19 protein-coding genes and 1 pseudogene are annotated in these 22,177 nt (G+C 60.3%); 15 read left to right on the top strand and 5 right to left on the bottom strand.

The window, feature by feature from the left end; translation table 11 throughout:
- Positions 1 to 65 precede the first annotated feature (65 nt).
- The 4 genes and pseudogenes from RTCIAT899_RS25770 to RTCIAT899_RS25755 form a co-directional block, all read left to right on the top strand.
- Positions 66 to 350: pseudogene (locus RTCIAT899_RS25770) on the top strand (helix-turn-helix transcriptional regulator); the annotation flags it as partial.
- 325 nt (positions 351 to 675) lie between these two features.
- Positions 676 to 1,902 carry an alpha-D-ribose 1-methylphosphonate 5-triphosphate diphosphatase gene (locus RTCIAT899_RS25765; RefSeq protein WP_015342760.1) on the top strand — a complete coding sequence of 409 codons (1,227 nt, stop codon included), beginning with the start codon at positions 676 to 678 and terminating at the stop codon, positions 1,900 to 1,902.
- A gap of 621 nt (positions 1,903 to 2,523) precedes the next feature.
- Entirely contained in the window at positions 2,524 to 2,829 is a 306-nt protein-coding gene (locus RTCIAT899_RS25760) for a hypothetical protein (RefSeq protein ID WP_015342758.1), read from the top strand.
- A 297-nt stretch (positions 2,830 to 3,126) separates the two neighbouring features.
- On the top strand, positions 3,127 to 3,900 hold the full coding sequence (locus RTCIAT899_RS25755; protein ID WP_015342757.1) for a L,D-transpeptidase: 774 nt from the start codon (positions 3,127 to 3,129) through the stop codon (positions 3,898 to 3,900).
- A 60-nt stretch (positions 3,901 to 3,960) separates the two neighbouring features.
- Here the strand turns inward: RTCIAT899_RS25755 and RTCIAT899_RS25750 are convergent, their stop codons facing one another.
- Complete coding sequence (locus tag RTCIAT899_RS25750) at positions 3,961 to 4,881, bottom strand: dihydrodipicolinate synthase family protein (protein WP_015342756.1); 921 nt, start codon at positions 4,879 to 4,881, stop codon at positions 3,961 to 3,963.
- A gap of 87 nt (positions 4,882 to 4,968) precedes the next feature.
- Positions 4,969 to 5,682 (bottom strand): FadR/GntR family transcriptional regulator, encoded by a 714-nt coding sequence (locus RTCIAT899_RS25745; RefSeq protein ID WP_041678383.1) that lies wholly within the window; start codon positions 5,680 to 5,682, stop codon positions 4,969 to 4,971.
- Positions 5,683 to 5,894: 212 nt separating this feature from the next.
- Between RTCIAT899_RS25745 and RTCIAT899_RS25740 the strand changes: the two genes are divergently transcribed.
- The 5 genes from RTCIAT899_RS25740 to RTCIAT899_RS25720 all read left to right on the top strand — a co-directional run bounded on the left by RTCIAT899_RS25740 (position 5,895) and on the right by RTCIAT899_RS25720 (position 13,083).
- A complete protein-coding gene (locus RTCIAT899_RS25740) occupies positions 5,895 to 7,841 on the top strand; it encodes an ABC transporter substrate-binding protein (protein ID WP_015342754.1) in 1,947 nt (648 codons plus the stop codon).
- Between the two features lie 86 nt (positions 7,842 to 7,927).
- Positions 7,928 to 8,914: an ABC transporter permease gene (locus RTCIAT899_RS25735; protein ID WP_015342753.1), complete on the top strand. Its 987-nt coding sequence runs from the start codon at positions 7,928 to 7,930 to the stop codon at positions 8,912 to 8,914.
- Positions 8,915 to 8,923: 9 nt separating this feature from the next.
- Positions 8,924 to 10,045, top strand: coding sequence for an ABC transporter permease (locus RTCIAT899_RS25730; RefSeq protein WP_015342752.1), 1,122 nt, complete (start codon positions 8,924 to 8,926; stop codon positions 10,043 to 10,045).
- 7 nt (positions 10,046 to 10,052) lie between these two features.
- Positions 10,053 to 11,774 (top strand): ABC transporter ATP-binding protein, encoded by a 1,722-nt coding sequence (locus RTCIAT899_RS25725; protein ID WP_015342751.1) that lies wholly within the window; start codon positions 10,053 to 10,055, stop codon positions 11,772 to 11,774.
- 121 nt (positions 11,775 to 11,895) lie between these two features.
- Positions 11,896 to 13,083: a galactarate dehydratase gene (locus tag RTCIAT899_RS25720; RefSeq protein ID WP_015342750.1), complete on the top strand. Its 1,188-nt coding sequence runs from the start codon at positions 11,896 to 11,898 to the stop codon at positions 13,081 to 13,083.
- An 86-nt stretch (positions 13,084 to 13,169) separates the two neighbouring features.
- On the opposite strand, the gene RTCIAT899_RS25715 is transcribed toward RTCIAT899_RS25720, so the two are convergent.
- The 3 genes from RTCIAT899_RS25715 to RTCIAT899_RS25705 all read right to left on the bottom strand — a co-directional run bounded on the left by RTCIAT899_RS25715 (position 13,170) and on the right by RTCIAT899_RS25705 (position 15,398).
- On the bottom strand, positions 13,170 to 14,480 hold the full coding sequence (locus RTCIAT899_RS25715; RefSeq protein WP_015342749.1) for an MFS transporter: 1,311 nt from the start codon (positions 14,478 to 14,480) through the stop codon (positions 13,170 to 13,172).
- 164 nt (positions 14,481 to 14,644) lie between these two features.
- The gene (locus RTCIAT899_RS25710; RefSeq protein ID WP_015342748.1) at positions 14,645 to 14,851 is read right to left on the bottom strand and encodes a KTSC domain-containing protein; all 207 of its coding nucleotides are present in this window, start codon (positions 14,849 to 14,851) and stop codon (positions 14,645 to 14,647) included.
- Positions 14,852 to 14,966: 115 nt separating this feature from the next.
- On the bottom strand, positions 14,967 to 15,398 hold the full coding sequence (locus RTCIAT899_RS25705) for a VOC family protein (RefSeq protein ID WP_015342747.1): 432 nt from the start codon (positions 15,396 to 15,398) through the stop codon (positions 14,967 to 14,969).
- A 68-nt stretch (positions 15,399 to 15,466) separates the two neighbouring features.
- Here RTCIAT899_RS25705 and RTCIAT899_RS25700 point away from each other — a divergent pair, with 68 nt between their 5' ends.
- From RTCIAT899_RS25700 to RTCIAT899_RS25675, 6 genes are all read left to right on the top strand, one after another.
- A complete protein-coding gene (locus RTCIAT899_RS25700; protein WP_015342746.1) occupies positions 15,467 to 16,048 on the top strand; it encodes a TetR/AcrR family transcriptional regulator in 582 nt (193 codons plus the stop codon).
- Positions 16,049 to 16,245: 197 nt separating this feature from the next.
- Positions 16,246 to 17,232, top strand: a complete 987-nt coding sequence (locus tag RTCIAT899_RS25695; RefSeq protein ID WP_015342745.1) for a BMP family protein — start codon at positions 16,246 to 16,248, stop codon at positions 17,230 to 17,232.
- A gap of 15 nt (positions 17,233 to 17,247) precedes the next feature.
- Positions 17,248 to 18,672: an amidase gene (locus tag RTCIAT899_RS25690; protein ID WP_015342744.1), complete on the top strand. Its 1,425-nt coding sequence runs from the start codon at positions 17,248 to 17,250 to the stop codon at positions 18,670 to 18,672.
- On the top strand, positions 18,669 to 20,195 hold the full coding sequence (locus RTCIAT899_RS25685; protein ID WP_041678174.1) for an ABC transporter ATP-binding protein: 1,527 nt from the start codon (positions 18,669 to 18,671) through the stop codon (positions 20,193 to 20,195). Before RTCIAT899_RS25690 ends, RTCIAT899_RS25685 begins: the two co-directional genes overlap by 4 nt.
- Entirely contained in the window at positions 20,185 to 21,234 is a 1,050-nt protein-coding gene (locus tag RTCIAT899_RS25680; protein ID WP_015342742.1) for an ABC transporter permease, read from the top strand. Before RTCIAT899_RS25685 ends, RTCIAT899_RS25680 begins: the two co-directional genes overlap by 11 nt.
- Complete coding sequence (locus RTCIAT899_RS25675; RefSeq protein WP_015342741.1) at positions 21,231 to 22,172, top strand: ABC transporter permease; 942 nt, start codon at positions 21,231 to 21,233, stop codon at positions 22,170 to 22,172. Before RTCIAT899_RS25680 ends, RTCIAT899_RS25675 begins: the two co-directional genes overlap by 4 nt.
- Positions 22,173 to 22,177 lie beyond the last annotated feature (5 nt).

Genomic DNA, 22,177 nt, shown 5'->3' with positions numbered 1-22,177 from the left:
AAACGTTGCTCCTTCGCTTGGCCGGATCATGCCAGTCGGCAAAACCCCTGGAAATCCGCTATATTATGCCCTATATGATAGATATCGCCCAATATGGGCAGCTTGAAACCCTGCGTCAAGGTAAGATGGCGATGATTTTGACACCAGCGCTCTGCCGGGCGGCCCGCGGCTTCCTCGATTGGACGCAGATGGACCTTGCCGACCGTTCGGGCGTATCGCGCAGCACGATCCGCGATTACGAGGGCAATCGCCACAGCCTGCATCGGGCGACGGAAGCGCAACTGCGACTGGCGCTCGAGACCGGAGGCATCACCTTCTTCCGGATCCAGGGGCACGAAATCGGCATCTGTACCAAGGCTCTCGCCACGGAAGGCCAAGCGCCGTCCCATACCGAGAGCTGCGAGATCCTGTCTATCTCCGGCGACAGGGGCCAAATCCTCCCTCCGAAAGCAGACCGATAGGATCGGCGACCGGCACTTGGGGCAGGCAAGGTGTCGGCTGTCGGAAATGCGCTTCAGATCGTCCGACCGGAGGTTGAGGGCGGTTTTCATTCCGCGAGACCAAGCCGCAGCATTCTCAAATCTGTCATATCGTGTCACTAGAAGCACGTGCTGGAAATCGGCGGCCACAGGGCTGCGATTCCCGCCCTCGTCACGTTGCGAAACAGGCCCGCCCATGCACCACAATTCTCCCATTCTCATCGAGGGCGCCACCGTTGTCTTTGGCGACCGCCTGCAATCAGCATCGATACGGATCGAAGAGGGGCGCATTACCGATATCGACGGTGTGCGCGACGGAGCCGCCGTTATCGACGGGCGCGGTCATCTTCTCGGGCCAGCTTTCGTGGATGTCCACGGCGACGCTTTCGAGCGACAGCTCATGCCGCGTCCGGGCACGATGTTGCCTGTCGCGCCGGCGCTGCTCGAAACGGATCGACAGCTTGCTGCCAATGGCATCGCCACAGCCTTCCACGCACTGACCTTGAGTTGGGAGCCGGGGCTGCGTTCCGTCGACAACGGCCGCACGGTGGTTTCCTCCCTCGATATGCTGGCTTCCAGGCTGATGGTCGACAACCGGGTACAATTGCGCTGGGAAACATTTTGTTTTGAGGCGATCGATCTTATTCGCGATGCGTTGTCAGGTCCTCGCCGGCCCTCCATTGCCTTCAACGATCACACATCGATGCTGCTGCTTGATCCCTCGGTCTCGCTGCAGGAACGGCCGTTCGATCTCGACCCGAATTTCCCTGCTCTCGATCCGGGCTCACCGGTTTTCGCGGACAAGATGGCCGAACGGGCGAAGAGGGCAAAGCTGCCTGTCTCAGACATGATCGCCATGGCACGCGCCATGTGGGAGCGCCGGCCGCAAGTGCTGGCGGCCATCAACGAGGTCTCAGCGCTTGGCGAGGCTGCCGGCGCTCCAATGCTTTCACATGACGACAGCCAGATTGAGACGCGTGATTTCTATCGCGCACGCGGTGCACGTCTCTGCGAATTCCCCATGAACCGCCGCGTGGCGCGCGCCGCCCGTGACGCGGGTGATTTTATTGTCTTCGGCGCGCCGAATGCGACGCGAGGCGGCAGTCATCTCGCCTCGATCGGGGCGGCCGACATGATCCGTGAGGGTCTGTGCGATATCCTTGCCTCGGATTATTATTATCCCGCCATGCTGCTCGGACTCGCGCGCCTAAAGGCGGATGGGATGGGATCGCTGCAAGATCTGTGGCCGCTGGTCTCCGGCAATCCCGCACGTGCATCAGGCTTGCATGATCGCGGTACGATCAGGGTCGGCAGCCGAGCCGACCTCATCCTGGTCGAATGGCCCGAGGGCGATGTACCCGTCGTCCGGCGTACCTGGGTCGCCGGCCGCGAGGCCTATCGAGCCATTGCCGCTGGGCACTAGCGACACATCAAAGCACGGCGTCACAGGCCGTATTTTGTGGCCCGGGATGGCCCCATTCATTGAAGAAGGGAGGCTAAACCGACACCGATCATGCAAGTCAGCAATCCCGCGCAGATGAAGAAAAGCACCAGAGGCGTATATCTGGACATGCGGCCTCCTTTCGACATGACTCCAGGGATCGTCGTACAATGAAATTCGCCCTTTCTGGGCACGACACGAAGCACCGCGCTGCGCGCTCGCGAGGACCCAGCAAAGCTTGTCACCTAAGTCTACGCAGGTGTGGGCCGCTGGTTCCGAAAAATATCGAGGCATTCACGCAAATGGATCCCGGCCGAAAGCTTGCCCACGGCCGGAGACCTCGAATTATCTGAGCCGCTATTGCTTATGGAGGCGCTGTGCGGAGCACCGGTAAGGCAGCGCCAAACGCGGATCTCTCCCATAAAAAGAGACGCTATATCCATCAAAACATCGGCAGCGGTTGCTCCCACCGATTGCGGAAAATCGCGATCTGTTTCCTGATCCAAGATCAATCGAAAGAGACCGCATTGCGCAAAGTTTGAGTTGACCGTTCTCGATGGTGAGGCGACACTTGCCACCTGGAGCGAGGCAGGAGGAATAATGATGCACGAGCCAGATCGCTGGCGCCAAATGGCAAGCGCGCCGAAAGACGGCAGCAGAATTCTCGTTACGATTCGCCCCTCCGAGCAGGGGCCTGCAGAAGTCGACCTTGCCTATTGGTCGAGTGGGGACCGCTTCGGGTCGGAAGGCTGGCGCGCTTCCGATTCTGCGCCGGGGTGCATCATCGAATATGCCGAGCCGGAATTGAAGTGCTGGATGCCACTTCCCTCGGCCAATCTCAATCGGACCTCGATGCCCTCCCCCTGGGAAGGCGACGACGCTGAGCAGCTCGACGGAGCAGGAATTTAACAGCTCCAGCCGGCAATCGCAGCGTTCGATAATAAAAGCGGTATCTCTATGGGTGCAGGGCGCCATCGGATGCACAATTCAGCTCGCGCCATGGTCCTCCTGGCGATTCTGCCGATCGGCTTGTCGGGACTTGCAGGCGCTTCCAAATCTGCCGCAATGTCTTCGTTATCGACTGTATCTAGCACCTGATTGTGAGACTTTCAGCCGTTTTGCCACAATTACGCCCGCCGTTTCCGGAATTGTCGGCGCAAGCTGCCCACCCTCGCGGGGCACAATTTCGGAAAATATGGTTGTGACATGAAGACTATGAGACTGGTTCTTTTGCCCGCTATGGCGGTGCTGATGGTAAGCGCCGCCGCGCATGCGCAGGAATGGAGATATTCGCCGGACTATGGCGACGACTACGCTGCTCCACGGTATTTCCGAGAAGCGCCACCGCGCTATCGCGACGATCGGCGTCTCGACGATGGCTATTACTATCGCGGCGACGCCTATGACTATTATGATGACGAGGACGGCGACTTCCCGCCTCCTCCCCGGCGTCTACCGCGGCAGGCTTCGATCGATCCGCGCGAGACTTCCCCGCAGTTCACCCCCGGCGCCAAGGATGACCAGCGCGCGGCCATGGCGCGATCGCCGATCCCGCGCACGGTGGTCCCCTTCTCCGGCTACGAACCGGGCACGATCGTGATCTCCACGAAGGAAAAACGCCTCTATCTGGTTCAGAATGACGGAACCGCACTCAAATACGGCATCGGCGTCGGCAAGCAGGGGTTTTCCTGGAAGGGCACGGAAACGGTCAGCCGCAAGGCGGAGTGGCCGAATTGGACACCGCCCAAGGAAATGATCGCCCGCCGGCCGGAATTACCCGATCACATGGAGGGCGGTCTCAATAATCCCCTTGGGGCACGCGCGCTCTATCTCGGCTCCACCCTCTACCGCATTCATGGCACCAATGAGCCCAACTCGATCGGCAAGGCTGTATCTTCCGGCTGCATCCGCATGGCAAATCCGGATGTAATGGATCTTTATAGCCGGGTCAGCGTAGGAGCAAAGGTCGTCGTGCTCTGATTGCGTCTTCGGCAATTGCCGATTCAGCTCACGAAGGGGTGTTATCGGCAATGACACGCGTCAGCTGAAGGAAAGCTCATCCGCCTCCCGCCATCTGCGCAGCAAAGCGAACAATTCTTCGCGATCCTTCTCATCAAGGCGTGGCACGCCCGGAACACGGACAGGACCGACATCCAGGCCGGAATAGGTCACGGCCTCCTTGACGACGGTAACGTTTGTTCCGTTGCGGAACTTCGTGCGCATGCGTTCGAAGGGCTCAAGCTTGTTGACGATGGCGCGGGCAGCGGCGAAATCGCCTTTCTCCAAGGCAGCGTGAACGGCAAGCGACAGCTTCGGCGCAACATTGACGAGGCCTGAGGTGAAGCCTCTTGCGCCGGCCGCCGCAAATGTCGGAGCCCAGCTTTCGGCCAGACCGCAGACGAAGAGCGCGCCTTTTGGGTCGGAACTCGCGATCGCCCGCGAAAGCAGCATCAGATCCGTCGTCGCAAACTTGATGCCGACAACGTTGCCGTGACCGGCCAGGCGGACCATATCGTCGACGCTGAAGCCCTCGGCGCGGACATAGGCGACGAGCGGCAGGGGCGAAGCCTCCGCCAGATCGCGGAAATAGTCAATCTGCGAGCCGGGTGCGGCGAAAGGATCCACCGGCTGGTGCGACATGACGGCGGAGGCGCCGATCGAGGCAGCATCCTTCGCCATCTGGATCGCCTCGCGCAATGAACGGCCGATCGCTGCCGTCACCGGCGCCTTGCCGTCGACGCCCTCGATCGCAGCTTCGTGGACGCGGCGGATTTCCCCCGGCGTCAGCGCATAGAATTCGCCCGTATTGCCCGCTGCGACGATGTTATGAATCCCGGCAGCCGCTACCCGCTGATAGACTTGAGCGGTAACGCGCGGTTCCACCTCGCCACTTCCATCATAGGCCGTGACCGGAACACCGGAGACGCCGGTCAGCACCTGCCGCATGGTTTCAATGCTCATCTTCCTACCCTGACCCTTTATCATCCATCGAGACGCAAACGAGGAGGCGTAAAGAAGCCATCGCCTCGCCCTACCTCATCCCATATCCTAGACGCCCTGGAACATACGGGCGCGTGCATTCAAGATATGCCGCTTCATGGCATCGTGAGCCTCGGTCTCCTGCCGCGCGAAAATCGCCCGCACGATGACGGCATGCTCGTCCTGAACGCTGCGGATCTGCTCGGGCGTCCGCTTGAGGCTGAGGCTGCGGGTCACGGAATGACCGATGGCGAAATGCGGCCGGAACAATTCGCGAGCTGTGATATGGAACTGGTTGCCGGTCGCGATCGCAATGGCGTCGTGCAGTTCCTGATCCTCTTCAGCACCGAGGCGGCCTTCGCCAAGACATTGTTCGATCTTTTGAAGCGCTAGTGTGATCCGCTCCTTGTCATCAGCCTGCCAGTTGCGCGCAGCAAGCTCGGCTGCCTCCGCCTCAAGTCCAGCGCGAAATTCGAAAAAGCGCTGGACGTCGGCCAGCGATCCTACAGGCACCATTTTCAGGACCGAGGAATCCGGCCTTTGCCTGACATAGGAACCCGACCCCTTGCTCGAAACGACCAAACCATCTGCACGCAGCCGCTCCAGAGCGTCGCGCACAACAGGCCGTGACGCGCCGAACATTTCCGCGAGCTTGGCTTCCGCAGGCAGGCGCTCGTTCACCGGAAAGGTTCCATCCGCAATCATCGCGACGATCCTCTCATAGATGATGTCGCCGAAGCGCGTCGCGCCCATACCGGAATCGTTGGCGACAGAGAGTTTCATCATCGTCCTTCGTGAATGCCGACAGGCGACAGCCATAGCGCATCTTCCTGCGCGATAGGGTTACTCAATCTGTAAAAATCTGTCAACTCTTGTAATTATCTGAGAACATAATATGGTTTCGACGCTGCGCCAGAGGGGTGCACTGGTGACGGGTTGGGAGCTTGTCGCGTCGGCTCAGGAAAACCCGGCCGAGGTCAAAATGGGAGGATTCGATGCGCGATGAAACATTGTCCCGCGGCGTGAGCAGACGTGCCGTCCTCGGAGGCATGGCGGGAATGGCAGCCATGTCTCTGGTCGGCCGTGTCAACGCTGCCGATGCAGGTGGTGAGGCGCCTGCCCTGGCTGCGCTCGTCAAGGATGGCAAACTGCCGCCGCTGGCCGAGCGGCTGCCGAAAAAGCCAATGGTAGTCACCCCTTACGAAAAAGTCGGCGCCTATGGTGGCACCCTACGGCGCGGCCTGCGCGGCTCGTCCGACCACAACGGTATCCTGCGCATGGTGGGCAACCAGAGCCTGGTGCGCTGGAATCTCGAATTCACCCAGGTCCTGCCGAATCTGGCCGAGCGCTGGGACGTCAACGCAGACGCTTCGCAGTTCACCTTCTATCTCATCCAGGGCGCGCGCTGGTCGGACGGCCATCCGTTCACGGCAGACGATGTCGTTTTCGCCATCGAGGACTGCGTCAAGAATACCGATCTCTATAGTGCGACACCGGCTCAGCTGTCTGTTGCCGGCAAGGCGGTCGATGTCACAAAGATCGACGACTTCACAGTGAAATTCACCTTCGCGGCGCCGAACGCACTCTATCTGGAAAATCTGGCAACCCCACTCGGCCAGCATCCGACGCTGTTTCCCAAGCATTACTGCAGCCAGTTCCTGCCGAAATACAATCCGAAGGTCGCCGACGATGCAAAAAAGGCCGGCGTCAACAGCTGGCCCGAGCTTTTCCGCGCCCGCTGCGGCGATATCGAAATTCCCTCGCGCTGGGGCAATCCCGACAAGCCGACGCTCGATCCCTGGGTCGTCAAGGAACCTTACACAGGCGGCGCTACGCGCGTCGTGATGACCCGCAACCCGTATTTCTGGCAGGTCGATACATCGGGCAACCAGCTGCCCTACGTCGACGAAATCAATTTCGGCATCTCGCAGGATGTGGAATCGCTGATGCTGAATGTCATCTCCGGCAAGATCGATATTCAGGAGCGCCATATCAGCGTGCTCGCCAACAAGCCGACACTCTCGCAGAACATGAAGAAGGGCGACTATCGCCTTCTGACCCTTGTCCCTTCGACCTCGCAGCAATGCCAGATCTACTTCAACATCACCCATAAAGATCCAGCCATGCGCAAGATGTTTGCCGACAAATCGGTCCGGCAGGCGCTCTCGCTAGGCATCAATCGTCAGGAGATCATCGACATCGTCTATTTCGGCCAAAGCCAGCCCTACCAGGCCGGGCCACGGCCGGAGCATCCCTGGTACAACGAGAAATACGCGCGGCAATTCACTGACTACGATTCGGACAAGGCAGGCGCGATGCTCGATCAGGCCGGCTACGGCAAGAAGGATGCGAACGGCTTCCGTCTACGACCGGACGGCCAGAGGATGTTCTTTACCGTCGACGTCATTCCGACCCTCTATCCCGATCTGGTCGACGCTCTCGAACTGGTGAAGGCGCATTGGGCGCAGATCGGCGTCGACATGAAGGTCAACACGATTGAGCGCGCGCTCTATTACACCCGTGGCGACGACAATGCCCATGATGCCCAGGTCTGGCCGGGGCCTGGCGGCCTCGATCCCATGCTCGATCCGCGTGATTTCTTCGCCTTCCACCCGCAGGGTTCGCGCTACGCCATCCCGTGGTCGGTCTGGTACACTTCGAACGGCAAGAATGGAGAAGAGCCGCCGGAAAGCCAAAAGAAGCGCATGAAGCTTTTCGACGAGGCGCGCTCGACGGCCGATCTCGACAAGCGCGGCGCCGTCATGAAGCAGATCTTCGATATCGCGGCCGACGAATTCGAAACCGTTGGACTTTGCCTTGCCGTCGGTGGCTTCGGCATCATTCGCAACAATCTGCACAATGTTCCCGAAAAGCAGCCGGACAGCTGGTCCTGGCCCAATCCCGGGCCGGCCATGCCACAGCAATTCTTCTTCACCAGCTGATCATACCGATCAAGCGCCGCCTTTCATGGGCGGCGCTTTCCTTCATACGGAGCTGCCTATTGCAGCGCTCACTGCGAGAAACAGCTATGCTGGCCTTCATCGGAAAACGCCTTTTATGGATGATCCCATCCCTTTTCGCCATCAGCTTCCTGGCCTTCGTGCTGATCCAGCTGCCTCCCGGCGACTACGTGACGACCTATATCGCCACGCTCGCCTCATCGAATGAGGTGGTCGATCAGAATACGGCTGCCCAGCTGCGCGAGCGCTTCGGCCTCGATCAGCCGATGCTCATCCAATATTTGAAATGGATGTGGGGCATCCTTTCGCGCGGCGATTTCGGCATCTCGTTCGAATGGCAGCAGCCCGTCTCCGGCCTTATCTGGGAACGCATGGCGCTGACACTCATTCTGGCGCTTGCGGCACTGATCGCCACCTGGGCGATCGCGCTGCCGATCGGCGTCTATTCCGCCGTCAGGAAATACTCGATCGGCGATTATTTCTTTACCGCCTTCACCTTTCTCGGCCTTGCCATTCCCTCCTTCCTGCTCGCGCTGGTGCTGATGTACGTCGCTGCCGTCGAGTTTGGCCAGGATGTCGGCGGTCTCTTCTCTTCCGAATTCGAGACTGCGCCCTGGAGCATTGCCAAGATGCTGAATCTCCTGTCGCATCTCTGGCTTCCCGTGATCATTCTCGCCGTGTCTTCGACCGCAAGCCTGATCCGCGTCATGCGCGCCAACATGCTCGACGAGCTGCCGAAACCCTATGTGACGACGGCCCGCGCGAAAGGCCTTTCGGAATTCCGGCTGCTGGTGAAATATCCGCTGCGCATCGCGCTCAATCCGTTCATCTCCACCATCGCCTGGCTGCTGCCCAATCTCATTTCCGGATCCGTCGTCGTTGCGATCGTTCTCAACCTCCCGACGGCGGCGCCGCTGCTGCTGCAGGCATTGATGGCGCAGGACATGTATCTTGCCGGCGCCTTCGTGCTGTTAATCTGTGCCCTGACGCTGATCGGGTCACTTATCAGCGACATTCTGCTTGCCCTCGTCGATCCCCGCATCCGGTTGGAATAGGAGCAGCCCATGGCCGACATCGCCGTTACAAACCTGCGCCCCGACCGCACCGCAGTCGCCTCGCAGTGGCAGCTGATCTGGTGGGCATTCCGCCGCCACAAGCTCGCCATGGTCGCCCTCGTCGTTACCGTGCTGATGTACATCGTTGCGATCGCGCCCGGATTCTTTGCGATCAATGACCCCAATCAGCAGAATGCTCGCGCAACCTTCCATCCGCCGCAAAGGGTGCATTTTTTCGATACAGACAACGGTTTTTCCTTCGGGCTGCACTACTATCCGCTGAAGCTTACCCGCGATCCGGAGACGCTTGCGCCGATCTTCAAGGAAGATACGACCAAGCGCGTCTCCATCAGCCTGTTCGGGCGCGGCTATGAGTATGCCGTGCTCGGTGTCTTCACGAGCAACATCCATCTATTGGCATCCTCGGACAAATCGACGCCACTCCTGCTGTTCGGGGCGGATCGGCTCGGCCGCGACGTGTTCAGCCGTACCGTCCAAGGCGCGCAGATTTCCTTGTCGATCGGCCTCGTCGGTGTGTTCTTCTCGCTCCTGCTCGGCATTGTTCTCGGAGGAATTTCAGGCTATTACGGCGGAAAGCTCGATTTCTTCATCCAACGCTTGATCGACTTCGTGTTGTCGCTGCCGACGATCCCGATCTGGCTCGCTATGGCGGCCGCCCTACCGCAAGGCTGGCCGGCGGCGCTGCAATATATGATGATCACCATCATCCTATCGCTGACCGGCTGGGCGCAGCTCGCCCGTGTCGTGCGCGGCCGTTTCCTGTCGCTGCGAACGGAAGAATTCGTCGCCGCGGCCAGGCTCGATGGCGCCAGCGAGGGGCGCATCATCTTTCGTCATATGCTGCCGAGCTTCGCCAGCCACATCATCGCCTCGATTACGCTTGCCGTGCCGGCGATGATCCTGGCGGAGACGTCCCTCTCCTTCCTAGGGCTCGGCTTGCAGCCGCCGACCATTTCCTGGGGCGTGCTGCTGCGCGAAGCGCAGAACATCCGCTCGATCGCAACCGCACCGTGGCTGTTCCTGCCGGGTGTTGCCGTCGTCATCGCCGTCATGGCGCTGAACCTTCTCGGCGACGGCCTGCGCGACGCGGCCGATCCCTACAACAAATGAGGCGGGCATGACCGATATCGTTTCCATGAACACCGCCCGCCCACTGTTGCAGGTCAAGAACCTCACCGTCGACTTTCCCTTGCGAACGGGTATTTTCCGCGCGGTCGACAATCTCTCCTTCGCCATCGAGCCGGGAAAGACGCTCTGCGTCGTCGGCGAGAGCGGATCGGGAAAATCCGTTACCGCACGCTCGATCCTGCAGATCGTCGATGCGCCGGGGCGCATCACCGCCGGCTCCATCACTCTAAACGCGGCGAACGGCAGCTCCACCGATATCGTCAAGCTCAATCCACGCGGGCGCCAGATCAGGTCGATCCGCGGGCGCGACATCGCCATGATCTTTCAGGAGCCGATGGCGTCGCTTTCGCCGGTCCACACGGTCGGTGACCAGATCATGGAAGCGCTGCGCCTCCACACGAAAATGAGCAAGGCCGAGGCACGCGCCGAGGCCATCTCACTTTTGAAACAGGTGGAAATCCCCTCGCCTGAAAAGGCGATCGACCGTTACGCTTTTCAATATTCGGGCGGCATGCGCCAACGCGCCATGATTGCCATGGCGCTTGCCTGCAAGCCACAGCTTCTCATCGCCGACGAGCCGACAACGGCACTCGATGTGACGACACAGGCGGAAATCCTCGGTCTCATCGCCCGGCTGCAAAAGGCCAACGGCATGGCGGTGCTGTTCATCACCCACGATATGGGCGTGGTCGCGCAGATCGCCGACGACGTGCTCGTCATGCACAACGGCATCGTTAAGGAATACGGACCGGTCGAGCAGATCTTCCATGCGCCGAAGGATGATTATACGCGCATGCTGATCGGCTCAGTCTTGAAGCTCGAAAGGAAGGCCGAAATCCGCCTTGCCCGGCCCCCGCTCGACAGAGCAGCAGCCCCGATCCTCGAACTGCGCAATGTATCCATGGCCTTCGGCGAGGTTCACGCTCTCAATGATGTCTCGATTTCGCTTCTGCCGCGCGAAACGCTTGGGATCGTCGGCGAGAGCGGATCGGGGAAGACGACGATGGGCCGCTCGATCATGCGCCTTATCGATCCGACTGCCGGGGAAATCCTCTACCGCCGCGCCGAGGGCGATGTCACGGATCTGGCAAGCGCCAAGGGAACGGCCCTGGCGGCAGCGCGCCGCGAGCTGCGCATGGTGTTCCAGGATCCCTTCGGCTCGCTCAATCCGCGCATGACCGTCTCGCAGATCATCGGCGAGCCCCTGCTCGTCAACGGCATCGCCAAGGGCCGGGCGCTCGACGAGCGCGTCTGCCATTTAATGGAGCAAGTCGGCCTCGATCCAAGAACACGCGAGCGCTATCCGCACGCCTTTTCCGGCGGCCAGCGCCAGCGCATCGGCATCGCCCGTGCCATCACGCTTAATCCGCGCGTGATCGTTGCCGACGAAGCGACGTCGGCTCTCGACGTCTCCGTGCGCTCACAGGTGCTTGATCTGTTGATGCGCCTGCAGGACGAACTCGGCCTTGCCTATATCTTCATCAGTCATGACATCGGCGTCATCCGCTACATGTGCGACCGCGTCGGGGTCATGTACAAAGGGCGCCTGGTCGAGGTCGGCGATGCCGACAAGGTCTGCAATTCACCCGAACATGCCTATACGCAAGCGCTGATTTCGGCGATCCCGCGCCCCGACCCTCGCGATCGGGATCGCTCGCGGCGTTTTCGCTATGTCGAGCCCGAAACCGTTAAGAACGGGAGTGCCGCGTGATGGTTTCCATCTTCATAGTTCAGGCAACCATACGCCGGGTCTCAGTTTGGCGTGGCAACGATTTCCCGAGCTGCGGCAGCTCCCATGCCGCATTCATGTCAATCGATAGAAGGAAGATAAGATGAAGATCGACCGCATGCGGGTGTTCATGACCCGCGACAAGGATCGCCCGCGCGTCATCGTGGCGCTGGATACGGATGACGGACTGACCGGCTGGGGCGAATGCTACAACCACGGCCCCGATTTGGCACTGCCGCCGATCCTCGACTATCTCTATGGCTTCATCGCCGGCCAGGATCCGAGCCGCATCGACTATCTCGTCAACCTCTTGATCCAGCAAAGCCGCTTCCCGCCGGGCGCGCTTGGCCTCTCGGCGATCTCTGCACTCGATCATTGCCTGTGGGATCTCTCGGCAAAAGCCCTCAATGTTCCGGTCTACAAGCTGCTCGGCGGAGCCGTGCGCGATCGCATCAAGGTCTATGCCGGCGTCTATACCGCACCGGATGCGCCGGCTGCTCGCGATGAGCTCGACCGCCTGAACGCCGAATGGGGCTTTACCGCCTTCAAGCTCAGCCCATGGCGCATTGACATGCACGCCCATCGCTGGGGCAATGTCGTCAAGGCATCGGCAGACTACTTCCGTTCGCTGCGCGAAACCGTACGCGACGATTATGAGATCGCCTTCGACGCCCATGCGAAGATCTTCGAGCCGATTGCAGCCCGCCAGCTCGGCAATGCGCTGGCACCCTATGACCCGCTCTTCTACGAGGAGCCGCTGCGCCCGGAAAATGTCGAGATGTGGGGCGAGCTGAAACAGGGCCTCAATTGCGTCCTGGCGACGGGCGAATCCCTCTATAACCGCAACGAGTTCCTGCGCCTGCTGCAGGTCAAGGGTGCCGACCTCATCCAGCCGGATATTTGCGTCGTGGGCGGCATCAGCGAGATGCGGCGCATCGCAACGATCGCCGAGGCGCATTTCGTCGGCGTTGCCCCGCACAACCCGATGGGGCCGCTGGCAACCGCCGTCAACGTGCACTTCTCCGCCGCCGCACAGAACTTTAGGATCCTCGAATACCGGCTGCCCAAGGGCCAAGCCTATGTCTATGGCGGCAACGAGGTCGAGCAGCGGCAGGGCGAAACCCGCTACGTCGTCAATCCCTATCTGCCAAAGGACGGCTATCTCGAACTCAGGCCCGACCGGCCCGGCTGGGGTGTCGAGATGGATGAAAAGGCAATGGAAGAAGAAGGCTATATCCATTGGCAGCGGCGCGTGCCGAAGCGCCCGGACGGCTCCTACGCCTTTGCGTAAACTTACCATCAGCAGTCACTTGAAAATTGGGGCGCCCTCCAGGCCGCCCCTCTCATCCGAAGAATATTTTGCTTAGATGAGCGCAATCATTTGACTCGGGCTGCGCCTGAGTTGCCGAAATCTTCCGGGCGTGGCGTGCGCGGCACCATGCGCCCCACCACCAGAACCAAAAGTGCCGCCGCCAGCAGGCAGGCGGCCAGGAAGAACATCGGTGCGATCGTGCTTCCCGTGGAATCCTTGATCCAGGGCACGACATTCTGGGCGATGAAGCCGCCGAGATTGCCAACGGAGTTGATCGCGGCGAGACCGGCTGCCGCACCCGCTCCCTGCAGGAAGCGCGACGGCAGGCTCCAGAACACCGGCTGGCCCGCAAAAATGCCGGCTGCTGCAATAGAGAGGAAAACAAATTGCAGCGTATGGTCCGGGATAACGGCTGACAGAACCAGGCTTGCGGCACCGATGAGCGCCGGAATGACGATATAGGGCGTCTTGGACTCCGCCTTGTCCGCCGCCGCCGGCACCGCATAAAGAACGACTGCAACGAGAAGCCACGGAATGATGTTCAGGAAGCCGTTGGTCGTGTTGCTGACGCCGAAATTCTTGACGATGGTCGGCAGCCAGTAGCTGAGACCGTAAGCGGCAAGCGGGAAACCGATATAGCAAAGCGCCATCAGCAGTACGCGCGGATTGATCAGCGCCTTGAAGCCATCGGCTGCGTTCTGCTCCATGCCCGAATTTTCCACCGCGAGCCGGTCCCTCAGCCATTTCTTTTCCGTATCGTCAAGGAACGGCGCCTTGGACGGCAGGTCCGGCAGATAAAACAGAGTGATGAAGCCGGCAAGGATGGCGGGAACACCCGTCACCAGGAAGACCCATTGCCAGCCGGCAATACCATAGAGCCCGTTCAAATCCAGCAGCACGCCGCCGAGCGGCGCACCGATCGCGTTGGCAAAGGCGCTGAAGATCATGAAAAGCCCGACCATTCTGCCGCGATAGGCCGAAGGATACCAGAGGGTCAGCAGATAGAGAACGCCTGGAAAGAAGCCGGCTTCGCAGGCGCCGAGCAGGAAACGGAGAATGTAGAACATGGTCGCATTCTGCGTATAAGCCAGAGCGACCGTGACTGCGCCCCAGGATATCAGGATCCGCGCGAACCATCTGCTCGCTCCAAATCTGTCGAGAAGCAGGTTGCTCGGCACTTCGAAAATGAAATAACCGATGAAGAACAGCGACGCGCCGAGACCATAGGCATATTCGCTCATGCCGAGATCGCCGACCATCTGCAGCTTTGCGTAACTGACGTTCTGGCGATCGATATAGGCGATCAGATAAAGGATGCCCAGGAAGGGCATAATCCTCCAGGTGATCTTGGATATAAGCTGCTTTTCATCAATCACGCCGCGTCCTCCCTGGGAGATGGTTCTGATCGATGTAGATAGCGCAACTCAGCGTTTATCAATGCGCTGAGACATAAAGCTCGTTCGACTTCGTGACGGAAGACGAACGAGCCGGCACTTTCAAGGCGAAAATGCCAATCGGCGTGTAGGCTGCAGGCTGCGCTTCAGGCGACGCGTTCGAATTTCGTGCGGATATGCTCGATATAGTGCTGGCCGGGCGACGGCGCCTTTACCATGGCAATCGCTGCCTTTTGCGGAACGCCGGTGAATTGACGTTCCTCACCATTTTTAAAGCGAATATAAAGCCGCCCGTCATCCGGGCGGAAATAGACTGATTTGATGATTTTTGACGAAACCGGAAGCTCTTGCATGGGTCACCTTACCTCTGCCGGCTTTGTCGCATGAAAAGCGAAATATTGGGTGAAGCGACCTAGTTAATCAAAGATAGAGTTGTATTGCTCGATTTTATCGATTGGGCTCAACACCTTACTGGCCCGGTGGCAAGGCGCTCTCGGCATAAAGAGCTGCGAACTCGGCGCTTGGCGGTATCGGCTTGATGATGTCGATCAGGACGCCATTCGGATCGGACGTTATGAAATGTCGCTGACCGAAATCTTCGTCGCGGATGGCAAGCAAAATGGGCAATCCAGCTCCCCGAATACGGTCATAGACGGTATCGACATCTTCCACTTCGAAATTGAGCAATAGCCCGGTCACACGGCCGCGTCCCTGCGCCGGAATCGTCTCATGCTGGCCGTCCAGGATGGCGAGATTGATGCCGCTGTCTTCAGCCGACTGCAGATGGACGTACCAATCGCTTGCGAAATTTTCCTGAAACCCGAAATGCTCGATGTAGAAGGCTGCGGTTTCCGCAACGCGCTCGGTCATGATGACAGGATAATAGCTTGTCACCTTCATGCTTCACATCTCCCCAAAAAAGACATACAATCTGCCTGTATTTTTCACATAACATACAGGCTGCATGCATGCAAGATCCTCGTTCCAATCGTGAGAGAACCGAAAAGACCAAGGCTGCCCTGATCGCGGCCGCGCGCGCCTTGTTCGTAGAGAAGGGCTATGCCGAAACATCGACGCCCGAGATCGTCGCCGCCGCAGGCATCACCCGCGGCGCGCTCTATCACCATTATGAGGATAAGCGTGCGCTTTTTCGCGCCGTCGTCAGAGAGGAGGCGCTAGCAGTCACCCGCGCCATCGAGCAGGCGACGCCGGAGCAACTTGCCGCGCGAGAGGCATTGATTGCCGGCAGCAACGCCTATCTTGATGCCATGCGGGTTAATGGTCGCACGCGGCTCCTGCTGATCGAAGGACCGACGGTGCTGGGCTTTACGGAGATGAAAAAACTGGACGAGGAGACGACTAGCCTCACTCTCAAACAGGGATTGGAAGCAGCGCTCCGTCACGGCCGCAAATCTGGCATTCCGATTGACGCGCTTGCCGATATTCTATCGGCCGCCTTCGATCGGGCCGCCCTTGCGATCGATGCCGGCGGCGATGCTGACCGCTACCGTCAGGCGATCGGCCATATGATCGAACGGATCGCCGATTGACGCGCTTATTCGTCAACCTCTGCCAGATCGTCGCGCGTAAAGCGATGAAATAGCAATCTAACGGGCGGCCTGGAGTCATCGGCAACAGGTGGATACTTGCCGCCCCGCATATTATTTGAGCACCCGGATCGCTTGACACATTTTTAGCCTCCCCATATGATTTTTACCAATTGATCAAAAAGCTGGGGAACTAAAAAATGACCAATGAAATCATACTGTCACGCCGTGCCGTCATTGCATCGGGCATCGCTCTCGGCGTCAGCGCTCTTGCGCCGGCTGCGCGCGCGGCCGCGCCGCTCAAAGTGGCAGGCATTCACGCCTCGCCGGTCGAAAACGCCTGGAATTCCTGTCTTCACAAGGCACTTCAAGATGCGGCCAAGGAAGGCGTTATCGAATACGTCTTTTCCGAAGGCGTTTCCGGCACGGACTATCCCCGCGCGATGCGCGAATATGCCGAACAAGGCAACAAGCTGATCATTGGTGAAGCCTATGCGGTGGAAAAGGAAGCACGTCAGGTCGCTGCGGACTACCCGGATACGGCCTTCGTTCTCGGCTCCAGCGGCGAGGCTGCCGACAGCAATTTCGGCGTCTTCGGCACCTGGAACTATGACGGCGCCTATCTTGCCGGCATGCTGGCGGGCAAGATGACCAAGTCGAATGTCGTCGGCTCGGTCGGCGCCATCCCGATCCCGGAAGTCAACATGCTGATCAACGCCTTTGCTGCCGGCGTCAAAGCGGTCAATCCTGACTGCAAGCATCTCGTCTCCTTCATCGGCACCTTCTTCGACCCGCCGAAGGCACGCGAAGCCGGTCTCGCGCAGATCGACGCCGGCGCCGACATTCTCTTCGGTGAGCGCATCGGCACCGCGGATGCCGCCAAGGAGCGGCATATCAAATCGGTGGGATCGCTGATCGATTACACGCCGCGCTATCCCGATACCGTCTTTGCCAATGCCATGTGGTACTTCCGTCCCATTCTCAATGCCGCAATCGCCGACGTTGCCGCCGGCAAGCCGGTCGGCCGCAACTACACGGCCTATGGCCTGATGAAGGAAGGCGGCAGCGACATCGTCTATGTGAAGGGCATCGCACCGGCAGAGGCCGAAGCTGCAATGGAGAAGGTCCGCGCCGACATCAAGGCCGGGACCTTCGAAGTGCCGAAGGTAGCGGATCAGCCGAAGTAACTGCCCGGCGCGATCATGGGCAGCCCGTCATACGCCGATGCCACGGAGCTGGCCGGCGCCATCAAATCCGGCACGCTTACCTGCGTGGATGCCATGCAGGCTGCGCTTGATGCCTGCGCCAAGCAAGATGAGCTTGGCGCCATTACCCATGTCAATCCTGAAACAGGGCTTGCCGCAGCGCTCGCCCTGGATCAGGAGGCCTCGGTGTATCCCGAGCGCTTTGCGCAGCGCGTCTTTGCCGGCGTGCCGATGGTCGCCAAGGATCTCGGCGGCCCCTTCCCGGGGCTGCCGGTGACCGCTGGTTCCCGGCTGTTCACTCGTACCGGCAAAGGTGAAGACAGCGATTTGGCAGAGCGCTTTCGCGATGCCGGCCTCTGCGCCTTCGGCTTGAGCACCAGCCCGGAATTCGGCTTCTCACTCGCATCCGAACCTGCGATCGGCCCGATCAGCCGAAATCCGTTGGACCCGAGCAGAACCGCCGGCGGCTCGTCGGGTGGCGCCGCGGCCGCAGTCGCCGCCGGTATCGTGGCGATCGCGCATGCGACAGACGCGGGGGGCTCGATCCGCGTGCCGGCCGCCTGCTGCGGCCTTGTCGGGCTGAAACCGACGCGCGGCGCTATGCCCGGCGGCCCCTCCTTCGGCAATCATCTCGGCGGCATCGCCAGCGAACTTGCGGTCACCCGCTCCGTGCGCGACACCGCAGCGATCTTCGATGTTATCAGGGGAAAGACAAGGGGGCCGTACGCGGACATCGCTCAACACCCAGCCAAGACGGGCAAACTTCGCGTCGGCCTCCTTACCGATACCGGACGGCACTACGCTATCGAGTCGGATCGGGCCCAAGCGGTGGAAGCGGCAGCCAGGTTCCTGGAAAGCCAAGGAAACGAGCTGATATCCATCCGTTGGGATGAGATGGAAAGTGCCGTTCAAGCCAGCGCCCGCGCTTTTGGTGATATCATCTCCGTCAATATCGCCGGCCTGATTGACGATCTCAAACTGGACGTGCGCCTCGTGGAGACGATGACGCAAGCCTTCATCATGCGCGGACGCGCCATGCCGGCAACAGTCCTTTGGCGCTCACTTAATGGCGCCGTCAGGGCAAGCCGCACTCTGTGGGAAATCTTCGACAGGGTCGATGTCATCGTCCTGCCCATGCTTGCCGCGGCACCACCGCCGATTGGCTCTTTCCCTACGGATCATTCGGACACCGATTTGCATCTCGAGCGCATGGCCTCCTTTGCGCCGCTTGCCTCGCTCGCCAATATATCCGGCTTTCCGGCGATCACACTTCCCTTCGGCGAAGATGACGAAGGGCTGCCGCTGCCGGTGCAGATCATGGCTCCCATGGGTGAGGATAAGCTGTTGCTGAAGCTTGCATCTGTGCTCGAGGTCGAGCAACGGTGGCAGCACCGTTTCCCGATTGCGGGCTTCCCGACATGACCACAGCCGTTCTCACCATCGAAGGTGTCAGCAAGCGTTTCGGCAGCACCCTCGCCAATGACAATATCTCGCTGTCCTTGGCAAGGGGCGAGATCGTTGCCCTGCTCGGAGAAAACGGCGCCGGCAAGACGACGCTGATGAGCATCCTCTTCGGCCACTATGTGCCCGATACCGGCCGCATCCTGATCGACAATGCGGAACTGCCACAGGGCAAGCCGCGCGCCGCAATTCGGGCTGGCGTCGGTATGGTGCATCAGCATTTCTCGCTGGCACCGAACCTGACCGTGCTCGAAAACATCATGACGGGCACCGAGAGGTTGTGGTCGCTCACATCTCAAATGACGGCGGCCCGCAACAAGCTTCTGGCGATCTCAGAACGTTTCGGCCTGAAGGTCGACCCCGATGCCCGCCTCGGCGATCTCTCGGTCGGCGAGCAGCAGCGGGTGGAAATCCTGAAAGCGCTCTACAACGATGCGCGCATCCTGATCCTCGACGAGCCGACCGCCGTTCTCACCCAGATCGAGGCAGAAAAGCTCTTCTCGACGCTGAAACAGATGGCGGCACAAGGCCTGTCCTTGATCTTCATCTCCCACAAGCTCGATGAAGTCATGGCAACGGCCGATCGTATCGTCGTCCTGCGTGGCGGCAAGGTCGCGGCCGAAAGACAGGCGTCTCAGACCAGCAAGGCCGAGCTTGCCGAACTTATGGTCGGACATCGCGTGACACGCCCGACCCGCGAAGCGTCGACGCCGGGCGATATCGTTCTCGAAGCGCGCGATATCACGGTAAAAAGCGGTGGCGTCGAACGGTTGAAAAAGATCAGCTTCCATGTCCGCGCAGGCGAGGTTCTGGGGATCATCGGCGTGTCGGGCAACGGCCAGGCGACCTTGGGGCAGATTCTGTCCGGCACCACAAACCGTTCCTCCGGCGAGCTTCTTCTGTTCGGCAAGCCCGTCGGCGATCTTGATGTGGCTGCGGTGATCGATGCAGGCGTCGGTCGCATTCCGGAAGACCGAAATCGTGATGGTGCGATCGGTGAAATGGCGATCTGGGAGAATGCCGTGCTCGAGCGCCTGTCTTCCTATTCGAAGCATGGTCTGGTCGACCGCAGTGCTGGCATGGCCTTCGCGCAGGAGATCATCGAGGCATTCGATGTGCGCGGCGGCAGTGCGGCAAGTCGCACCCGACTGCTGTCTGGCGGCAACATGCAGAAGCTGATCCTTGGCCGCAATCTCCATGAACGCCCGCGTATCCTCATCGCCGCCCAGCCGGCGCGCGGACTGGACGAAGGGGCCGTGGCCGCCGTTCATGGACGCATTCTGGATGCCCGCCGACAGGGCACCGCCGTTCTATTGATCTCGGAGGATTTGGACGAAGTGATTGCCTTGGCCGATCGCATCCAGGCCATCGTCGGCGGTCGCCTTTCGGCACCGATCGACGCCGGTGAGGCCGATGCACGCCTGCTGGGATTGATGATGGCCGGAGAATGGAAAGACAAGAGCGGGACCGAACATGCGATTTGAACGGCGCGAGCACCGCCCACTCTACATGATGACCCTGGCTCCCCTGCTTGCAATCATCGCAGCGCTCGCGCTCGCCGGCATCCTGATTGCGATTGCCGGCGCGCCGGTCTTCGAGGCCTATCGGCGGATCCTGCTCGGTGCCTTCGGCTCCAGGCTTTCGGCAACGGAGACGCTGACCCGCGCGACACCGTTGATACTAACAGGTCTCGCCGCTGCGGTCGCCTTTCGTGCCCGCCTGTGGAACATCGGCGCCGAGGGACAATTCTATTTCGGCGCCATTGCCGTTGCGGCCTTCGGGTCGAAAATGCTCGCCGGCCTGCCCAGCCCGATCCTCATTCCGCTGTTGATGGTGATCGGCGCCATTGCCGGCATGATCCTGATCCTCGTGCCGCTATGGCTGCGGCTGCGCTTCTCCGTCGACGAAGTCGTGACGAGCCTTATTCTGAATTTCATCGCCGTTCTCTTCGTCTCCATGCTGATCGACGGCGTGCTGAAGGACCCGACGGCATTCGGCTGGCCGCAATCCCAGGCGCTTGCCGATCACGCCATGCTACCTAAGCTGATCGCCCGATCGCGCCTTCATATCGGCTTTGCAATTGCGATCATCATTGCGGCGATCGTCTATTTCGTCCAGTCGCGCACGGTCTTCGGCATGCAGTCGCGAGCAACCGGCCTCAATCCGTCAGGCGCCGTCTTCGCCGGCGTTCGCCTCGGCTCGACCCTCGTCAAGGTTGCCTGTCTTTCCGGCGGGCTTGCCGGCCTTGCCGGCGCGATCGAAGTGATGGGCGTCAAAGGTTACGTCACGACCGATCTGTCGCCCGGCTTCGGCTATGCCGGCATCGTTGTTGCCATGCTTGCAAACCTCAACCCGCTCGGCGTCGTCCTCGCGGCGATCTTCACCGCCACCATGTTCGTCGGCGCCGACGGCATGAGCCGCAGCCTTGGCATCCCCACTTACATCGCCGACGTCACGGTCGCCCTGTCGCTGCTGACCATGCTGATCGCGCTGTTCTTCACGCAATACAGGATCCGCCGATGAGCACGCTGGTCGATATCATTGCTTCAGCCGGACTTTGGGCTGCCGTGCTGCGGATTGCGACGCCCTTGATCTTCGGCACGCTTGGTGCGCTGCTTTGCGAACGGGCCGGCGTCCTCAATCTCGGCATTGAGGGCATCATGACCTTTGGCGCGATGATCGGCTGGCTCTCCGTCTATCACGGCGCCGATCTCTGGACTGGTCTTTTGATCGCGGCGATCGCCGGCGCCATTTTCGGACTGCTGCATTCGGCCCTGACGGTGACGCTCGGCCTGTCGCAACATGTTTCAGGTCTCGGTGTGACGTTGTTTGCATCCAGTTTCAGCTACTACGTCTTCCGGCTGATCGTCCCTGTCGCCGGGACGCCGCCGACCATCACGCCGTTCCAGCCGATCGCCATTCCCGGGCTTTCCACCCTGCCCTTCATCGGCCCTGCTCTCTTTACGCAGACCGCCCCGACTTATTTCGCAATCCTAATCGCGCTCGTCATGGCCTACCTCATCTTTCGGACACCGGTGGGGCTTGCGATCCGCATGACGGGTGAGAACCCGCATGCGGCCGAGGCTCAAGGCCTCAACCCCATGAATATCCGCTATGGCGCGATCATTGCCGGCAGCGCGCTGATGGGCATGGGCGGCGCCTTCCTGACGCTTTCCGCCTTCAACAGCTTCTTTCCGACGATGGTGCAGGGCCGCGGCTGGATCTGCATCGCGCTCGTCGTCTTTTCGTCCTGGCGGCCGGGCCGGGCGCTGTTCGGCGCCCTGCTCTTCGCCTTCTTCGACGCATTTCAGCTGCGCCTGCAGACGGCGGTGCAGGGTGTGCCCTATCAAATCTTCCTGATGACGCCCTACGTTCTGTCCATTGTTGCCCTTGCCGTCATGAGCAGGCGCGCCCGCGTGCCGCAGGCGCTGATGCAACCCTATCGCCGCGGCGAGAGATAATCCGA

It is taken from the genome of Rhizobium tropici CIAT 899 (assembly GCF_000330885.1).
In the GTDB taxonomy this organism is placed as follows: Bacteria; Pseudomonadota; Alphaproteobacteria; order Rhizobiales; family Rhizobiaceae; genus Rhizobium; species Rhizobium tropici.
This window is presented reverse-complemented; position numbering and strand designations above follow the sequence as displayed.